Raw genomic sequence first — 18,544 nt, forward strand, 5'->3', positions numbered from 1 at the left:
CCGAAAACGTGAATAAAGGACTGACAATGAAACTTAAGACTCTTTCTACACTCGTTGCAGCAGGTTTATCTCTTGCCGCTATTACGACCACAGCAAATGCCGCTGGCCGTTTAGTGGTTTACTGTAGTGCCACCAATGCAATGTGCGAAGCTGAAACTCAAGCTTTCGCCAAAAAATATGATGTAAAAACGACTTTCGTTCGTAATGGCTCAGGCAGTACTCTGGCCAAAATCGAAGCAGAAAAACGTAACCCACAAGCTGACGTTTGGTACGGCGGTACATTAGACCCACATTCACAAGCTGGTGAAATGGATCTCTTAGAGCCATACAAATCACCAAACCTGTCACAAATCATGACTCAATTCCAAGATCCAGCAAAACGCAAAGGTAACTACTCTTCTGCGGTTTATATCGGGATCTTAGGGTTTGGCGTGAATAAAGATCGCCTGAAAGAGAAAGGTTTGCCGATCCCGACTTGTTGGAAAGATCTCACCAAACCTGAGTATAAAGGTGAAATTCAAATCGCTGACCCACAAAGCTCAGGAACCGCATATACCGCTCTCGCTACTTTCGACCAACTGTGGGGCAACGAGCAAGCGTTTGATTATCTGAAAAAATTAAACTCAAATATTTCTCAATACACTAAATCTGGTATTGCCCCTGCACGTAACGCAGCCCGTGGTGAATCTGCCATCGGTATCGGTTTCCTGCACGACTACTCTTTAGAAGTTGAAAATGGCGCGCCATTAGAACTCATCGCCCCTTGTGAAGGTACCGGTTATGAGATCGGCGGTATTAGTATTCTGAAAAATGCCCGTAATATGGACAATGCGAAGCTGTTCGTTGATTTCGTTCTGTCTAAAGAAGCCCAAGAGCTGAGCTGGAAACAAGGTCAGTCTTACCAGATCTTAACCAACACCACAGCTGAATCTTCCCCTATTTCTCTGAAACTTAAAGACTTAAATTTAATCAATTACGATATGGATAAATACGGCGATGCTGAAGTCCGTAAAAATCTGATCAACAAATGGGTTACCGAAGTCAAAATGAGCAAATAATGCTCCCAGTGCGGTGCTCGTCACCGCACTAAGCTACTTACTTACAATAAAAATGAAGTCTAAAACTTAAGTGTCTGTTTTTTGCAGACGGCTTCAGATTAGCTCATTCATTAGAATTATAATATTAATTAAGTTCTTTACTATTCGAATAAAAATGATGCTGTTTTCATTCGAAAGTAATGAACTTAGGGGAAAAACAATGCCTCAAACGTTAACTCTCACCGCCTCGAAGAAAAAGGACAGTATTTTCCTTTGGATTCTGATCGCTTGGCTGGGCTTTGCTCTACTCCCATCGTGGAGCTTAGACTATGGCTTATTCGACTCCACACAAGATGAGATTTTAGCTTCGTATGGCTGGAGCAGCGTCAATATTAGTTGGCTCTGGTATTTATTACCGTCTATCTTGTTATTCAGACCACTAACACCTGCCGATCGTAACCACAAAAATCGCCACTATTTTGATGTCGCCGTTGCTGCAATTACCGCCATTGTTGTCATTATCAGTGCCTACTTAGATGGTAGAGGATTGGGTTACTCCGCAATCACGCTATTTATTGCACTCGGAATGATTATGACCCACGCCTTAACTCGCTTAGAGTGGCTGGGTGGCGACCAATTTGTGATTGGCTCCCTGATTACTGTTGTCGCGCTGATTGCGTTATTTATCGTCTTTCCCAGTGTGGCAATTTTTATTCCAATGTTTACTGATGGGAACGGAGATTTTGCACCATTTGCATTTGTGGCAATCCTAACCCAATCACACATTGTCCAAGTTATTATTAACTCAATATTTTTATCACTGGCAGTTGGTGTAGGCTGTACTTTCTTCGGATTAATTCTCGCTATTTACACAACCCGAATTGCCAAACGCTCCGCAATTATTGGACGTGTTTTCTCTATTCTTCCTATCGTAACACCGCCTTTTGTTGTGGGCTTAGGCGTTACTTTGATGATGGGCCGTTCAGGCTATATCACCGAATTTCTAGCCACTTATATGGGCTTAGAAAATACTAACTGGCTTTATGGTTTTACTGGGATTTGGTTAGCACAAGTTCTGGCATTTACGCCGATGTCATTTATGATCCTCGACGGTGCAATTAAAACCATTCATCCCTCTTTAGAAGAAGCATCGTATACATTAAGAGCCAATCGCTACCAAACATTCTTCAATGTGTTTATGCCGCTACTAAAACCTGCGCTCGCAAACGCATTCTTAATTGTGATCGTTCAGTCCTTAGCTGACTTTAGTAACCCGTTAGTATTAGGCGGAAACTTTGACGTTCTCGCTACCCAAATTTACTTCTATATCACCGGGTCACAACTCGATTATCAAGCAGCAAGTACATTAGGTGCCTCCTTGCTAGTCTTCTCGTTACTGGTATTCTGCGTGCAATACATGTGGATTGGTAAACGTTCTTACGTCACCGTTTCCGGTAAATCCTACCGAGGGGATGTACAACCGCTACCTGTATCATTAGTGACTACCGTGACCGTGTTACTGGGGATCTGGGTTGCCTTTAACGTGTTACTCTACGGCAGCATTTTCTATGGCAGCTTCACGGTTAACTGGGGTGTGGATTACACATTAACCCTCGATAACTTTACCAAATTATTTGGTCAAGGCTTTAATGATGGTGCATGGCCATCACTGCTAGATACGCTGTTATATGCGGGTATCGCGGCACCAATTACCGCTATTCTCGGTCTTCTCATTGCGTATATTGTGGTTCGCCAAGATTTCCGTGGTAAGAAAACCATCGAATTTACCACGATGTTGTGCTTCGCCGTACCGGGCACCGTGGCTGGGGTATCTTATATCTTAGCCTTCAACGATACCCCGTTCTATTTAACGGGAACGGCAGCCATCGTGATCATTTCTATGACAATGCGTAACGTACCAGTGGGGATCCGTGCAGGTATCGCGGGTCTTGGTCAGATTGATAAATCATTGGATGAAGCCTCACTCAGCCTACGTGCTGGCTCGATGCGCACTATTTTCCATATCCTTCTGCCATTATTGCGTCCTGCAATTCTCTCCGCGCTGATTTATAGCTTTGTTCGCGCCATTACCACCGTCAGCGCCATTGTGTTCTTGGTGACACCGGATACTCGCGTAGCCACAGCTTATATACTGAACCGAGTTGAGGATGGTGAATATGGAGTGGCAATTGCTTACGGTTCGATTCTGATAGTGGTCATGCTCGCCATTATTTTCTTATTTGACTATTTAATTGGCGAAGCCCGTGTTTCACGCTCCAAAGCCAAAAATGCACAATAATCATGGAGTCACTGACATGACACAGAAAAGTTTTGTTGAATTAAAAAATATCACCAAGCGCTTTGGCGACAATACGGTTATTGACGATTTAAGTCTTTCCATCCCACAGGGTAGCATGGTGACGCTGTTAGGCCCTTCTGGTTGTGGTAAAACCACTGTGCTACGTTTAGTTGCGGGCTTAGAAAAACCAACTGAAGGCCGCATGTTTATCGATGGTGAGGATGTGACTGACCGTTCAATTCAGCAACGTGATATTTGTATGGTATTCCAGTCTTATGCCCTTTTCCCACATATGTCGTTAGGGGAAAACGTAGGCTATGGTTTGAAAATGTTAGGATTACCCAGAGCTGAAGTTAAAAAACGTGTAGAAGAAGCGTTGGAGTTAGTCGATTTAGCGGGCTTTGCTGATCGGTTTGTCGACCAGATTTCTGGTGGTCAACAACAACGTGTGGCGCTGGCTCGCGCATTAATTTTAAAACCTAAAGTGCTGTTATTTGATGAACCTCTAAGTAACTTAGATGCTAATTTACGTCGTAGTATGCGTGAAAAAATCCGTGAACTTCAGCAGCAATTCAATATTACCTCTTTATATGTGACCCATGACCAAAGCGAAGCATTTGCCGTTTCTGACATGGTTCTGGTCATGAACAAAGGTAAAATTATGCAGCTTGGTTCACCACAAGAGCTATACCGCCAGCCAGCCTCTAAATTTATGGCTAGCTTTATGGGAGATGCAAACATTTTTCCCGCCACACTCACTAGTGATGCGGTGGATATTTTCAGCTATCGCTTGCCACGCCCAGCGCAATTAACCACTAGCCAAACTCAAGTCACGGTCGGTGTGCGCCCTGAAGCTATCACGTTAAGCTTGCAAGGGGATGATAGTCAGCGCTGCACAATCACCCATGTGGCTTATATGGGGCCTCAATATGAAGTAACGGTCGATTGGCATGGTCAATCCATGCTGCTGCAAATCAATGCCACACAGTTACAACCAAGCGTCGGCGAGGAACTGTATTTACAAATCCACCCTTATGGCATGTTTATTCTCGAATAAACTGCCTGTTGATTGCAGAGATCATCCTCTAAACCGCTCAATATATGGGCGGTTTTTATATTTATGATTTATTCTCACTAAAATATTATTTCACGCTAAAAATCTGGCGATAACTTTTGGGATTTAAACGCAAAAATAATAATAATGTGATGACCACTAAAACTAAATGCATTGCCCATACCGGCGTATAACTGTGGTTAATTTGCTGTAGTGCAGCGGCAATCAATGGTCCGAATGCCGCAATAATAAAGCCCCCCGCTTGCATCAACGAAGTCAACGCGCCAGCACTTACCGGATGAGAGATATGATCCAATGATGTAATAATAGTTAGTGCAAAGCATCCCCCTAATCCACACCCTAGCAACCCTACCCATAGCAACGGTATAAAGTGAGGGAATAACATTAACCCTGCAAAACCCAAAGCTTGGCTTGCTAAGGTTACTGTTAGCCAAAAACGGCGGTCAATATTATGAGATGCAAGAACGGGGATCATCAATGCCGCAGCTGCTTGGAAAACCGTTAAGATTGCCACTAATGAACCACTTTCAGCCGCGCTCATTCCTTGCTGTTGAAAGAAAGGCGCTAACCAAGTCACCACGGTCGCGTACCCCGCATTCACCAAGCCAAATCCCGCCATCAATAACCATGTTCGAGGTTTCTTTAAGTAAATAAAAATCGAACTTTGTCCCGCTATTCCTTTGGTTGTTGACGTTCGAATATTAGCGATAACAGCGATGAGCGCTAAAAACGCAGGAGCAGCCAGCCATGCAAGTCCACTTTGCCAATGTCCCGTGATGTGAGTAATCAACGGCGTTAGCTGCGCGCCAAGCGCTCCACCTACCATTAATGTTGCTGAATAAAGCCCTGTCATCGCCGCCATTTTTTGTGGAAATTTTGCTTTAATCAGCCCGGGGAAAACTGCTTGAATATAAGCCGCCCCGACACCACATAAAAATGCAGTCAGTAATAATGCCATGCCATCAGACACAAATAAACGGCAAAAAGAACCGAGTAATAACAATAACATCGAAAAACTAATACCAAGCCTATCGCCCAATCGCTGATTGAGAGACGGTACCACCAGCGCACCAAATCCCATCAATAACATGGGTAATAATGTGAGCAAAGAAACACCTTGGTAGCTCATTCCTGTAGTTTGGATAATGTCATCGATGACAGGACCCGGTCCCGTCATAAATGGACGCAGATTGATCCCCACTAAAACAATGGTCAAGATCAGCCCGAAAGAAGGAGAAAGTGGCTTATGCATTTTCATCAATGGTGTAATGCCCACCACTGACTGTACAATGCTGACTGAGGTTCATTCTCAGGTTTTAGTTGTACAAATTGCAGCCCAGTTTGCTGTTCAGGCTCGATACTTAATGCTTGTGCAATACTCGCCGTTGATAGCCCAAAAGGTTCAGCATCTTGATTCGAATACGCATAAACAATACGGGAAATACCCGCCATACGCATCGCGGCCAAACACATTGGGCAAGGTTGCCCACTTGCATATACCACACAATCATCTAGCCTAACTTTACCCAGCACTTCACCCGCTTGGCGCAGTGCCAGCAACTCAGCATGCGCCGTCGGATCATTGCGTTCTAGCATCTGGTTTACCCCAGTAGCAACCACACTACCGTCGTACACCACTACCGCACCAAAGGGTCTTCCTCCAGCATTGACATTTTCCGTCGCCAATAAAATGGCTTGCTGCAAAAATTGGTTATCTGTCATTATTTCGCTCCTGCCTTTTCAAGAATATCGATAATATTTTGATATCCTTTACTCTTTGCTAGTGTTAATGGTGACTGCCCTGAAGCATCCGCTAAATTAACATCAGCGCCGCCCTCGACTAATAAAGTGACTATCTGAGCATATTTATCACTGCCATCCCCAAGAATGATCGCTTCAATAAGCGCAGTCCACCCCAGATTGTTCACATGATTGACACTCACACCCGCATCAATCAATGTTTTCACCGTTTTGACATGACCACGTTCAGCAGCAGGGATCAAAGCCGTCCCACCGTAACGGTTAATACTGCTTACGTCAGCACCATGGCTTAACGTCATTTCTAATATTTCTTGCAAACCACGAGCCCCTGCATATAAGAAAGGCGTATCTTGAATACCATCTTTTGCATTCACATCCGCGCCTTTTTCAATCAAGTAGCGTGCAACAGTAATTTGGTTCGCATTTGTTGCAGCCATAAGAGGTGTGCGTAGACGAGGATCCCGTTGCTCCATGTTTACGCCCTGCTCAACAAGCTGTTGTACTGAGGCTAAATCACCTTTTTCAGCTGCATTAACTAATTGAGGAATATCTGTTTTCGCCATAGGCTTCACCATAAAGATCAGCATAATCACAAAAGCACTGATTAAATAGAGTCCCCATTTTTGCTTCAAGGATCCCGCTTTCATCATCAATCTCCTTATGCTCTGTTTAGCCTATCGAAATAAAAATCATTTAGAAAAAAATAATTGAGCCATAAACATTAACAGAGGAAAACTATTGTTCAATCTTATCTTGTAGAATAGATTTTTCGTTGTGAACAAATCTTCGTCTATCAACTGAAATACAGACAAAAAAACGCCCTATAAATCAGACTCAGCGAGCCAGTTTATAGGGCGTTTGATTTTTTATACTTTAACTTAAAACTACCGTTTTAGTCTTAGCCTAATTGTTTACGTGCATTACGGAAGATACGCATCCATGGGCTATCTTCACCCCAATTTTCTGGATGCCATGAGTTACTCACAGTACGGAATACACGCTCTGGGTGCGGCATCATTATGGTTGCTCGACCATCGATTGTGGTGACTGCGGTAATCCCATTAACCGAACCGTTAGGGTTCGCTGGATACTGCTCAGTGACTTGACCGTAGTTATTCACAAAACGCATTGCCACTAAGCCATTATTTTCCAATTGTGTTAAGTGGGATGGAACACGCGTTTCGACCTGACCTTCACCATGAGACACTGCAATTGCCATACGAGAGCCAGCCATATCTTGCAGTAGCAGCGATGGGCTGTTAGCAATTTCGACTAAACTAAAGCGCGCTTCAAAACGCTCTGAACGGTTACGGACGAAACGCGGCCAATAGTCAGCGCCTGGAATCAAGTCATGCAAGTTAGACATCATCTGGCAACCGTTACATACACCTAAAGAAAGTGTATCTGGTCGATTAAAGAATGCAGCAAACTCATCACGAACTTTATTGTTGAACAAGATAGATTTCGCCCAACCTTCCCCTGCACCTAAGACATCACCGTACGAGAAACCACCGCAAGCCACTAATGCTTGGAATTGTTCAAGGGATAAATTACCTGCAAGTAAATCACTCATATGAACATCGATAGCATCAAAACCTGCACGATCCCATGCAGCTGCCATTTCAACATGAGAGTTGACGCCTTGCTCACGCAGTACTGCGACTTTAGGTCGAATACCGGTTGCTATATAAGGTGCAGCGATATCATCCGCGATATCAAATGTCAGTTTCGCTTGTAAGCCGGGGTCTTGGCTATCTTTCTTCGCCTGATGTTCTTGATCCGCACACTCTTCATTATCCCGTAAACGCTGCATCTGCCATGTGGTTTCTGCCCACCATTCACGAAGCAAGCTACGAGACTCGTTATAAACAACAGTGTCTCGGCTATTGATGATCACCGCATCGTCGTTAGTTGCTGTCCCTAAATAATGTAAGCAACTCGATAAACCAGCATCAGCAAAACACTGCTCTACATATTGACGGTCAGCCCCTTGAACTTGGATCACGGCGCCTAATTCTTCGTTGAATAGCGCCGCTAATGTATCTTCATCGAATGAACTAATATCAACGTTAATGCCACAATGGCCCGCAAATGCCATCTCAACCAGTGTAACGAACAAACCACCATCTGAACGGTCATGGTAAGCCAACAATTTTTGCTCAGACAGCAATTTCTGGATGGTATTAAAGAAGCCTAACAACAGTGCTGGGTCACGCACATCTGGCGCTTTATTGCCTAACTGGCGATAAACTTGCGCTAAAGCAGAACCGCCAAGTGCATGATGACCTTGTCCGAGATCAATCAGTAATAGTGCGTTATCCGCCGTTGTTTTCAGTTCTGGCGTTACCGTTAAACGAACATCTTCTACGCGTCCAAATGCCGTGATGATCAGTGAAAGAGGCGAGGTCATTTCACGCTCTTCACCATTTTGCTGCCAGCGGGTTTTCATCGACATAGAGTCTTTACCCACTGGGATAGTTAACCCTAATGTAGGACATAACTCTTCACCCACGGCTTTTACTGCAGCATACAGACCTGCATCCTCTCCCGGATGACCTGCCGCAGACATCCAGTTTGCCGACAGCTTCACACGCTTCAAATCGTGAACATAAGAACACGCAAGGTTAGTCAACGCTTCACCGACAGCCATACGCGCTGAAGCTGCAAAATCTAACAGCGCAATAGGTGTTCTTTCGCCGATAGACATCGACTCACCGTAATAGCTATCCAAGCTCGCCGTCGTGACCGCACAATCAGCCACTGGAATTTGCCATGGACCTACCATTTGGTCGCGGGCAACCATACCCGTTACAGTCCGGTCACCAATGGTGATCAAGAATGTTTTCTCTGCAACTGCTGGTAAATGAAGAACGCGTTTAACGGCTTCAGTTAAATCAATGGTGGTTCTATCAAGAGATTCCGGTTCAGCTTTCAGAGATTTGACATCTCTCAGCATTTTCGGGGTTTTACCCAATAAAACATCTAATGGCATATCGATAGGTTGATTGCCGAAATGTTCATCATTCAGCGTTAAGTGACGCTCTTCTGTCGCTTCACCAATTACCGCAAATGGTGCGCGCTCACGCTCACAAATTGCCGTAAATAATTCTAGCTGGTCTGGAGCGACAGCCATAACATAGCGTTCTTGAGATTCGTTACACCAAACCTCTAGTGGGCTCATACCCGGTTCATCGTTAAGAATCTTACGTAACTCAAAACGCCCGCCACGTCCGCCATCACTAACTAACTCAGGCATCGCGTTAGATAATCCACCCGCCCCGACGTCATGGATAAACAGAATTGGGTTGTCATCACCTAACTGCCAGCATTTATCGATCACTTCTTGGCAACGGCGTTCCATTTCAGCGTTATCTCGTTGAACTGATGCAAAATCAAGATCAGCCGCAGATTGACCCGATGTCATTGAAGAAGCCGCACCACCACCTAAGCCGATATTCATCGACGGCCCACCCAGTACAATCAGTTTTGCACCGACGGTGATTTCACCTTTTTGAACATGGTCAGCACGGATATTACCCATACCGCCTGCTAGCATAATTGGCTTGTGGTAGCCACGTAACTCTTCACCATTATGGCTGTTAACTTTCTCTTCATAAGTACGGAAATAGCCTAATAGGGCTGGACGACCAAACTCATTGTTGAATGCAGCGCCGCCTAATGGACCTTCGGTCATAATATCCAGCGCGGTTACAATACGCTCTGGTTTACCAAAATCTTCTTCCCATGGCTGTTCAAAGCCAGGAATACGCAAGTTAGAAACGGAAAAACCGACTAATCCCGCTTTTGGTTTCGCACCACGTCCTGTTGCACCTTCATCACGGATTTCACCACCAGAGCCTGTCGCTGCGCCTGGCCACGGCGAAATCGCGGTTGGGTGGTTATGGGTTTCAACCTTCATCAAGATATGCGCATCTTCTTGATGATAACGATATGTGCGACCGTCAGGTTCAGGGAAAAAACGCCCTACAGAAGAACCTTCCATTACTGCTGCATTATCTTTATAAGCGGATAAAACATAGTCAGGCGTCTTTTCGAAGGTATTTTTGATCATTTTGAAGAGAGATTTGGGCTGAGTTTCCCCATCAATGATCCAATCGGCGTTGAAAATTTTATGGCGGCAATGTTCAGAGTTAGCCTGTGCAAACATGTACAGTTCAATATCAGTTGGATTACGTTTTAATCCCTTAAAAGCATCAAATAAATAATCGATTTCATCTTCCGCCAGCGCTAAGCCCATTTCTTTATTTGCAATTTCTAAGGCTTGACGTCCACCAACAATAATATCAATAACTTTTAATGGCGCTGGTTGCTGCTGAACAAACAGCGCTTGAGCTTGCTCAAAAGAGGAAAATACGGTTTCCATCATACGGTCATGTAGCATGCCAATGACTTCATCCCATTGGGCAGAGCTTATTGCATCTGCCTGGATGTAATACGCAATACCACGTTCAATACGTTTAACCTGCGATAAACCACAGTTATGTGCGATGTCTGTCGCTTTTGATGACCAAGGAGAGATAGTGCCTGGGCGAGGAGTGACTAAAACCAATTTGCCAAAAGGTTCATGCTCCGCCAGAGAAGGACCATATTTTAACAAGCTACTCAGCTTACCTTGCTCAGTACTGTTTAATGGGGCTGATAGCTCAGCAAAGTGCATATATTCAGCATAGATATCCGTAACAGGGAGCTGTTTTTCAGTAAACAGTGCCAAAAGACGGGTAATACGAAATGCTGATAGAGCAGGTGAGCCACGCAAAATTTCCATAGTCTTAAATTCTCTCTTGTAAACGCCAGCCCTGAACTGAAAGCAGGGAAACCGAGAACCATTATAGAGCAATGTTCATCAATACGAAACCGTTTGCGTGACTAAAAAGAGAGCGAATAGTTAAATATTATGATGGGCTAAATACGATAATATTAGTTGCACCGATCATCATTGTTGAGCAGAATACAAACTACTGGATTTATAACCATTACTCAACAGTCGATTTTCTAAATACAACACCAGCTCTTATACGAGAAATAACTATTTGAATAACTTAAAAGTTAACTATTTTATTGTCGTGGTCATCGCATTGCTGGCAACTATGATTATTGGTTTTAATATCCGATGGTCAAATACACACAGCACACAAATCGACAATATTCTCTCTAAAGGAGAGTTGCGCATCAGTGCTGTCAGTTCACCACTTATTTATATTGATGAGCAAAATCAGCTACGTGGTTTTGACTATGAACTTGCTCAAGGCTTTGCCACTTACCTTGGCGTAAAGCTTAAAATTATTATTAGACCTACCTTTGAACAAATTTTTGCAGATCTTGAAAATGATGATGCGGATATTGCTGTTGCAGGCTTACTCTACAATAAAGATCGTTTAGAAACCCTGAAAGCGGGCCCGAGTTATCTTAATGTCACTCAGCAATTGGTTTACCGCAAAGGTTCACCTCGCCCTAAATCTTTTAATGACTTAAAGGGTAAATTAGTGGTGATTGCTGGGAGTACTCACGCCAGCACATTACAAAAATTGTCTAAAGAGTATCCAAACCTAAAGTGGGAAGAAAGTAGCGAGTATTCCCCAAATCAGCTACTTGAAATGGTCGCTGAAGGCGAAATAGATTATACATTAGAAGACTCTATCGCTATTGCATTACAACAACGTAGCCATCCCAAAATAGCCGTTGCGATTGATTTACTCGATGACCATGCTATTACGTGGTATATGCGCCGCAGTAACGACGATAGCCTTGATGCTGCCCTTCTCGACTTTTTCAATCTCAGCAATCAAAATGAAACTCTTGCACGCTTGACTGAACGTTATTTTAGTCATGTGGAATCTTTTGATTACTTTGATACCATCACTTTTATTAGTGCAATCAATAATAAACTTCCTGACTATCAACCTTTATTTGAAAAATATGCCGACAGCATTGATTGGCAGCTTCTTGCTGCCATCGCATGGCAAGAATCTCATTGGGATCCTTTAGCAACTTCTCCGACGGGAGTTCGCGGGTTGATGATGTTAACTAAACCCACTGCAGCTACGATGGGCATTTCTGATCGATTAGATCCCGAAGAGAGTATTAAGGGAGGCGCTGCTTATTTAGCTTATTTGATGGAACGCCTGCCAAAAACTATCGCTGAAGATGATAGGATGTGGTTTGCGTTAGCGGCATACAATATGGGCTATGGCCATATGATGGATGCACGTAAACTCACTGAAAAATTAGGTGGCGACCCTGACCGCTGGTTAGATGTTAAAGCTAGGCTTCCATTGCTAGCTCAACCTAAATATCACTCTCAACTGACTTATGGCTATGCCCGTGGTCATGAAGCTTATCGCTATGTCGAAAATATCCGTCGTTATCATCAAAGCTTGGTGGGGTACTTACAAAGCCAGGAAAAGAAACAGCGGACATTAGATATTGCTAAAAAATCACAAGTTTATGTCGTGGTTCCAAAAAATGATCCGCAGCTTTCATCTTACATACTACCAAATAAGTTAAATAGCTCACCAAAATCCCCGATTGATCTTGGCGTATTTAATAAAAAAGAGAATTCGACCTCGACATCTTCCTCTAAGCCCGGCTCGGAAAGCTCATTAGGTGAATATTTATTATCTAAGCCGCCGTTACCTCAATATCCTGTCATCAAAAACCCAGAGAGTAATAATGTTCAATCCGTGAATAACACACAATCAGTAAAAGAATGATTTATCCTTGAGCCCATACACACAACAATCACAATGGATCTTGCTTTTGCTGATGTCGTTGGGCTTTGATTTGTTCACGGCGCATTTTAAAAAATGCACTCAACATCGATGAACAAACGTCTTCCAAGATACCTCCGGTGACATCAACATAATGGTTCAATCCTGCTTGCCCCATAATGTTAATAAACGAACCACAAGCACCTGTCTTAAAATCTTTGGCGCCATACACGACACGACCAATACGGCTATGTATCATCGCTCCCGCGCACATAATGCAAGGCTCTAAAGTGACATATAACGTGGTATCCAATAAGCGGTAATTTTTCAGTATTTTTCCCGCTTGTTGTAGGGTAATGATCTCCGCATGTGCAGTCGGGTCATGCTGTTCAATCGAGTGATTCCAGCCCGTTGCAATCAGTTGGTTATCTTTGACAAGTAACGCGCCCACAGGGATCTCCCCTATATCTTGCGCTTGTTTTGCTAGCTCAATAGCTTGAGCCATCCAATACTCATCAATTTCTAATTGCGTCACACTAACCTCTCCCCTATTCAGACCCAAGCCATGATTATTACGAAATGTTAAAGTGACTGCAAATTGAATCTAATATAAATCAATAGCTAATTACTAAAAATGGCAAGTTTTGCAGCGAATCCCATAAAAAAAGCGCCTACCGTGCAATTTCCTAATTTCGCAAGAATTTGTTTCTCTCGTAAAAAACGTGCAATTAGGTAGCCACTAAAAATTAATAGACTGAGATATAAAAAACTGATTGCTTCTAAAATAGCGGCCAATACCAGATAAGGAACCCATGCGTGAGCATAATTAAAGTCAATAAATTGAATAAAGAAAGAAATATAAAATAAAATTGCTTTGGGGTTTGTCAAACTCAGAATTAACGCACGGGTAAAATGTTTTTCTGCTTTGATTTCAATGGTTTCTTTACCAACCGGTAATGATTTTTTTTGCCAAAAAGTGGAATATAAAATTTTACAACCTAAGTAGAGTAAATATGCCGCACCAAGATAGCGCACAACCATGAACAGGGTTGGTGATGCCTTAATCACCGATGCAACACCAATGAAAGAAAGAAAAATTAAAATTGCATCTCCAGTAAATACCCCCAATGCAGCCCGATAGCCTGATTTAGTGCCATGTGAGGTACTTGATTTCAGTACATACAGGGAATTAGGTCCCGGTACAATGATAATCAAGATTAACCCTGCCAAGTACGTCCAAAAATTTAATACCCCGAGATTTTCAAACATCGCTACATCCTAATCGTTTTTTCTTATTACTATCACAACTTGATTTATTTGTGAACAACTTGCATTTATTAATTTTTAAATCATTCGAATATATAAAACAAGCTAACAATTAACATTATTTTTAAATTCAAATCATTCAAATATGATTAATGGGAACTTGAGTTTTCTTAAATTAAATACGAGGAATAATAATGGCATTTATTAGAAGAACCGTTCAATCGAACATGTTCGATGAGTTCTATCCAACTACACTGGCATTTATTGCCGGTAAAAAATCATTCTTCTTAGGTCATTCAAGAGATAAATCTTATATGATCTATAACATGTCCGATGCAGGTAAAATCGATGCATCTGCTGTTGTTCAAAAAGGAAAATTGAAAACCTACCTACAAAATATCCAAGCTTTCTACGATTCAACTCAAAATAAACAATATCTTTATGGTTACAACTTGGATGAAAAAGTTATCGATGTTTATCAAATTGCTGATAATGCGAGTATCCAATTAATGTATTCTGAAGAGTTTTCCATTGAAGACTCAATCAAATCTGCAACCTTCTTTATTGTAAATGGTGTTCTGCATTTCTATACTCAATCAGACAAAACCAAATATTGGTATATCTATAATTTAATTACTTACTAATATTATTCAATAAATAATTTCATAGAAATAAGGATTGTAATTTAAATCCTTATTTTGTTTTTTTATTTTTTATTAAAAATTTAATGAATATTTCGTTGATTACATTTTGTTTTAAACAAAAAACTACAGTTTGTTAACAATGTAATTCATTTAGTTTTAATCACCATAATTCAGTGTTTAATTGATTCGGTTCAGTGTAGAATAGTCAACAATTATAAAAGTTAAATTATCAAATAGATATAATCGATTAAAATGGCACTATTAATTACTAAAAAATGCATCAATTGCGATATGTGATTCATAGTCTTATATTTCATTTAAAATCAATTAGATAAAACCAAGTGTTACTCATTGTGTTTCAGAGTTTTTGTGTTGCTTCCTCATGATTTGATCTTCTATAACACAAAACCACCTTTCCCTTATTGCAATCTATAAATTTACTGTATATAAATACTGTATAAATAAACAGTGAAATAAGGTTGTATATATGCCGCGTATAGAGATCCTCTTTGATAAAGAATCAAAGCAAAAGCCTAACGATAGAACCCGTGATGCCCTGCAAGAGCAAATCATAAAAAGAATTGGTGAGCGATTTGGTCCATTGAGTTTACGTGTCGCCATGAGTTCGTCACAGTCACTGACTATCAGTGAAACTAAAACAGATGACGAGAAAGAAGAGATAGGTCAAATTTTGGAAGAGATCTGGCAAGATGATTCGTGGGTACCGGCATGAAAAAAGACGAGTATGTAGAACTTGAAGCTGATAACGCAGAATTCATTCCAAAGCTAGAAAAAGCTCAGTTGTCTATTGATAACCCGCCCGGCTTTGTGTTCATGAAATTTGTATTTTCTGATCCTATGTTCAATGAAGAAACTCGAGAAATGCAAAATATAGAAAGGGAGCCGGTGCAATCATTTATGGCAGAAAGTGTCGCTAAAGAATTACTAACCCAATTGGAGAGGCATTTTTACGGTAACTCAAAAGCGGAAAAATTTGAGTCTAAAAAATACCTAATGTGATGAAAAGCCGCGATATGCGGCTTTATTCTTTCCGTAAATATCGTCATTTGATAACATACATATAATCAATGATACTCGCAGCGATGTAAAATAGGCATCTTTATGAAAACAAAAATATTACTATCAGTCATAATCCCTTGCTTCAATAATGGAGAGTATGTATATGACTGCCTGAACTCCTTACCTATATCAGCTACAGATCTAATTGAAGTAATTGTTGTCAATGATGGATCAACAGATAACTCGGAATCGGAAATAGAACGCTTTAAATATTCGCATGAAAATATATCTTCTAATGTTCTTCTGATAAACCAAAAAAATCAAGGCGTATCTATTGCAAGAAATAATGGGATAAAGCATGCGAACGGAAAATATATTGCATTTTTAGATGCTGATGACCTTTGGACACCATCATTATGGGAAACGATTAAACCTGTGATGTTAGATCACAAACCAGATATGATCATATTTAATGCATCTAGATTCTACAATGATAATCCAAAAGAAACATACCCTCTATCAGTAACGAATCTAGATAACGGCTATCACATAGTCAATCAATTAACTGATTTATCAGGGATATTTGAGAAAAACAGTTGGTTTTCATGGTGCCGAGTCTATAAAAAAGAACTATTCGATGATATTAAGTTTCCTTGTGGTCGTGAATATGAAGATTTAGCAATAATTCCAGTTATTACTGCGAAGATAAAAAATATTTTTAGTATTTCTGCCCCATTGGTTTTATATAGAACTAGGTCTACAAGCATAACTGGAAGCCCAAAAGAAAAGCACATTGATGATGTGATGTATGCTATGGAGTCTTTATATTCGATATATTCAAATTCTAATAAGTCCGATAGTGTCATCAATATGTTGGCTAAAACAATGGAGCATGAATACAGCTTACTTAGAAGCATTAATAAAAAAGTACGCGGATATTGTCATTTCAATAATACTCAGATTAAGAATATAAAATCCCTACTAAAACCATTTCAAAATGAATTTAAGTTAAGCATGAAACTTAAAACCAAATTCATTTGGCTTTACAGTAAAATAGAAGAAATAAAAAACCATTAATATGATAATAATATCGCCCATTAGTTGTGGGCGACTATTCTTATACTGGCAACGTCAGAGATTTAATATCATGTAGAGTTGAAGCTCGATTTAGAGAAATCCGATACTCTTTCAATGCTATCAATTTTTCAATTTCCTCACTAGTCGCAACTCCCATATCAAAAGAATCCTGAAGCGGGTCTATAAGACTCGACACTTCATTCATTAGTTGTTTTTTCTTAAGATCAATTTGGGAACGGTTGTAGTTATCTAATGATTGATACTCATATAGTTTTCCATCTTTAATCTTATGAATATCAATATTGACATGGGTATTAGCATCAAGCTCACATATATATGCACCGTCGGGATAAAGCATTGAGACATCATGATGCATTGAAATAATGAATCCATCGTCATCATACAAAACCTTCAATGAGTTATTTGCGAAATTTGATTGCTGTTTGTACCAATCCCCATCGATATTACGCAAATAAATAACATTAGAATAATGATCTTCTTCTGGAATATATCGTTCAAACTTTTTAGTTAGTGACATTTACCCACACTCCATTGACCAATATTTGCAAAGTAGCGGTTCTTATACGGTCACACCAGACATCTCCTGGTCCTCCATTTTTGTTCCTCATGCCAACGATAAATTGGTTAGCTGGAGATGTAGACCAGCCACTATATCCCATTGCAGTTTCAGTATAAGCTGAGATCCTAAAGTTTTTACTGTTAAGGGTACCTCCTATTTTGGAGTCAACTTCTGACTTATTGTATGTTTCTGATTTAGTGTAACTATCTCCCTTTAATGCATAATTCCCCGTAGGTTGATAATTTCCCTTCGGTTGATAGCGCCCATCGCCTTCTGCCTTGGTATAGCTTTCCCCTTTGAGTGCATAATTACCTGTCGGCTGATAATTACCTTTCGGTTGATATCTTCCATCTGATTCTGATTTTGAGTAGCTATACCCAGCAGCTTGATAGCTTCCTTTGGGTTGAAATCGACCATCTTCTTCCGCTTTAGTATAGCTTTCACCTTTTACCGCGTAGTTTCCTGCTGGCTGATAACTACCTTTTGGCTGGTATCGACCATCGCCCTCTGCTTTCGTGTAGCTATCACCTTTCATTGCATAGTTAGCAGCAGGAGCATAGTTGCCTTTCGGTTGATAGTTTGTATCAGATTCTGATTTTGAGTAACTATACCCTGCAACCTGATAATTCCCCAAAGGCTGGTATCGCTTATCCGACTCCGTCTTGTTATAAACGTTGATGTCGCCAGCGGTTAAGTCCGCTTTTAATTCAGCCCACTGAGCACCAGCAACCGGCTCTATTTCATTATTCTCAACTTTGGACTGCCACACTTTGTTTTTATGATAAACAATGGCTCGAATAGGATAAGGCTTGCCCTCTTCTGCCCATTTAGGAAAACCGTAATTTTGGATCTCACCCACCGCTTCAGTAATATCGTGAAATATGCCATTCATTTTTTCACGTTCGATATCTTTAGCTGCAGGGTCTGATACTTGATCGCGCTCATAATCATATCCATAGCCTTGCGTGTAAGACACGGCGCCATCGGATTGCACTTCATTGGGAATAGAAGTTCGATCCCCTTGTGTTGCAAAGGGAACTTTAAAGATTTTAGTCAT

16 protein-coding genes are annotated in these 18,544 nt (G+C 41.2%); 8 read left to right on the forward strand and 8 right to left on the reverse strand.

Features of this window, described 5'->3' with window-relative positions:
• Window positions 1-26 precede the first annotated feature (26 nt).
• The 3 genes from PROVRUST_RS10240 (at window position 27) to fbpC (ending at window position 4,393) form a co-directional block, all read left to right on the forward strand.
• The gene (locus PROVRUST_RS10240; protein ID WP_006814718.1) at window positions 27-1,058 is read left to right on the forward strand and encodes an ABC transporter substrate-binding protein; all 1,032 of its coding nucleotides are present in this window, start codon (window positions 27-29) and stop codon (window positions 1,056-1,058) included.
• Between the two features lie 199 nt (window positions 1,059-1,257).
• The gene (locus PROVRUST_RS10245; protein WP_039855054.1) at window positions 1,258-3,336 is read left to right on the forward strand and encodes an ABC transporter permease; all 2,079 of its coding nucleotides are present in this window, start codon (window positions 1,258-1,260) and stop codon (window positions 3,334-3,336) included.
• A 16-nt stretch (window positions 3,337-3,352) separates the two neighbouring features.
• Entirely contained in the window at window positions 3,353-4,393 is a 1,041-nt protein-coding gene (fbpC, locus tag PROVRUST_RS10250) for a ferric ABC transporter ATP-binding protein (RefSeq protein ID WP_039855055.1), read from the forward strand.
• Between the two features lie 85 nt (window positions 4,394-4,478).
• Here the strand turns inward: fbpC and PROVRUST_RS10255 are convergent, their stop codons facing one another.
• The 4 genes from PROVRUST_RS10255 to purL form a co-directional block, all read right to left on the reverse strand.
• Window positions 4,479-5,669: a cyanate transporter gene (locus PROVRUST_RS10255; RefSeq protein ID WP_006814721.1), complete on the reverse strand. Its 1,191-nt coding sequence runs from the start codon at window positions 5,667-5,669 to the stop codon at window positions 4,479-4,481.
• Window positions 5,669-6,133: a nucleoside deaminase gene (locus tag PROVRUST_RS10260; RefSeq protein ID WP_006814722.1), complete on the reverse strand. Its 465-nt coding sequence runs from the start codon at window positions 6,131-6,133 to the stop codon at window positions 5,669-5,671. Before PROVRUST_RS10260 ends, PROVRUST_RS10255 begins: the two co-directional genes overlap by 1 nt.
• Complete coding sequence (locus PROVRUST_RS10265) at window positions 6,133-6,819, reverse strand: ankyrin repeat domain-containing protein (protein WP_039855056.1); 687 nt, start codon at window positions 6,817-6,819, stop codon at window positions 6,133-6,135. The genes PROVRUST_RS10260 and PROVRUST_RS10265 overlap by 1 nt, the downstream gene beginning before the upstream one ends.
• Window positions 6,820-7,070: 251 nt before the next feature.
• The gene (gene purL / locus PROVRUST_RS10270; RefSeq protein WP_006814724.1) at window positions 7,071-10,958 is read right to left on the reverse strand and encodes a phosphoribosylformylglycinamidine synthase; all 3,888 of its coding nucleotides are present in this window, start codon (window positions 10,956-10,958) and stop codon (window positions 7,071-7,073) included.
• 322 nt (window positions 10,959-11,280) lie between these two features.
• On the opposite strand from purL, the gene mltF reads away from it, so the two are divergent.
• On the forward strand, window positions 11,281-12,903 hold the full coding sequence (gene mltF / locus PROVRUST_RS10275) for a membrane-bound lytic murein transglycosylase MltF (RefSeq protein WP_006814725.1): 1,623 nt from the start codon (window positions 11,281-11,283) through the stop codon (window positions 12,901-12,903).
• 28 nt (window positions 12,904-12,931) lie between these two features.
• Here the strand turns inward: mltF and tadA are convergent, their stop codons facing one another.
• A complete protein-coding gene (tadA, locus tag PROVRUST_RS10280; RefSeq protein WP_039855057.1) occupies window positions 12,932-13,435 on the reverse strand; it encodes a tRNA adenosine(34) deaminase TadA in 504 nt (167 codons plus the stop codon).
• Between the two features lie 86 nt (window positions 13,436-13,521).
• Window positions 13,522-14,169: a leucine efflux protein LeuE gene (gene leuE, locus PROVRUST_RS10285; RefSeq protein ID WP_006814727.1), complete on the reverse strand. Its 648-nt coding sequence runs from the start codon at window positions 14,167-14,169 to the stop codon at window positions 13,522-13,524.
• A 191-nt stretch (window positions 14,170-14,360) separates the two neighbouring features.
• Here leuE and PROVRUST_RS10290 point away from each other — a divergent pair, with 191 nt between their 5' ends.
• The 4 genes from PROVRUST_RS10290 to PROVRUST_RS19010 all read left to right on the forward strand — a co-directional run bounded on the left by PROVRUST_RS10290 (window position 14,361) and on the right by PROVRUST_RS19010 (window position 16,907).
• A complete protein-coding gene (locus PROVRUST_RS10290) occupies window positions 14,361-14,810 on the forward strand; it encodes a hypothetical protein (protein ID WP_006814728.1) in 450 nt (149 codons plus the stop codon).
• 487 nt (window positions 14,811-15,297) lie between these two features.
• Entirely contained in the window at window positions 15,298-15,543 is a 246-nt protein-coding gene (locus PROVRUST_RS10295; protein WP_006814729.1) for a DinI-like family protein, read from the forward strand.
• A complete protein-coding gene (locus PROVRUST_RS10300; RefSeq protein WP_006814730.1) occupies window positions 15,540-15,830 on the forward strand; it encodes a hypothetical protein in 291 nt (96 codons plus the stop codon). Before PROVRUST_RS10295 ends, PROVRUST_RS10300 begins: the two co-directional genes overlap by 4 nt.
• A 102-nt stretch (window positions 15,831-15,932) precedes the next feature.
• Window positions 15,933-16,907, forward strand: a complete 975-nt coding sequence (locus PROVRUST_RS19010; RefSeq protein ID WP_006814731.1) for a glycosyltransferase family 2 protein — start codon at window positions 15,933-15,935, stop codon at window positions 16,905-16,907.
• 40 nt (window positions 16,908-16,947) lie between these two features.
• On the opposite strand, the gene PROVRUST_RS10310 is transcribed toward PROVRUST_RS19010, so the two are convergent.
• Window positions 16,948-17,445 carry a tail fiber assembly protein gene (locus tag PROVRUST_RS10310; RefSeq protein ID WP_006814732.1) on the reverse strand — a complete coding sequence of 166 codons (498 nt, stop codon included), beginning with the start codon at window positions 17,443-17,445 and terminating at the stop codon, window positions 16,948-16,950.
• Window positions 17,432-18,544 carry a hypothetical protein gene (locus tag PROVRUST_RS20170; protein WP_006814733.1) on the reverse strand — a complete coding sequence of 371 codons (1,113 nt, stop codon included), beginning with the start codon at window positions 18,542-18,544 and terminating at the stop codon, window positions 17,432-17,434. The genes PROVRUST_RS10310 and PROVRUST_RS20170 overlap by 14 nt, the downstream gene beginning before the upstream one ends.

Origin of the sequence: Providencia rustigianii DSM 4541 (assembly GCF_000156395.1) — a bacterium.
Taxonomy (GTDB): domain Bacteria; phylum Pseudomonadota; class Gammaproteobacteria; order Enterobacterales; family Enterobacteriaceae; genus Providencia; species Providencia rustigianii.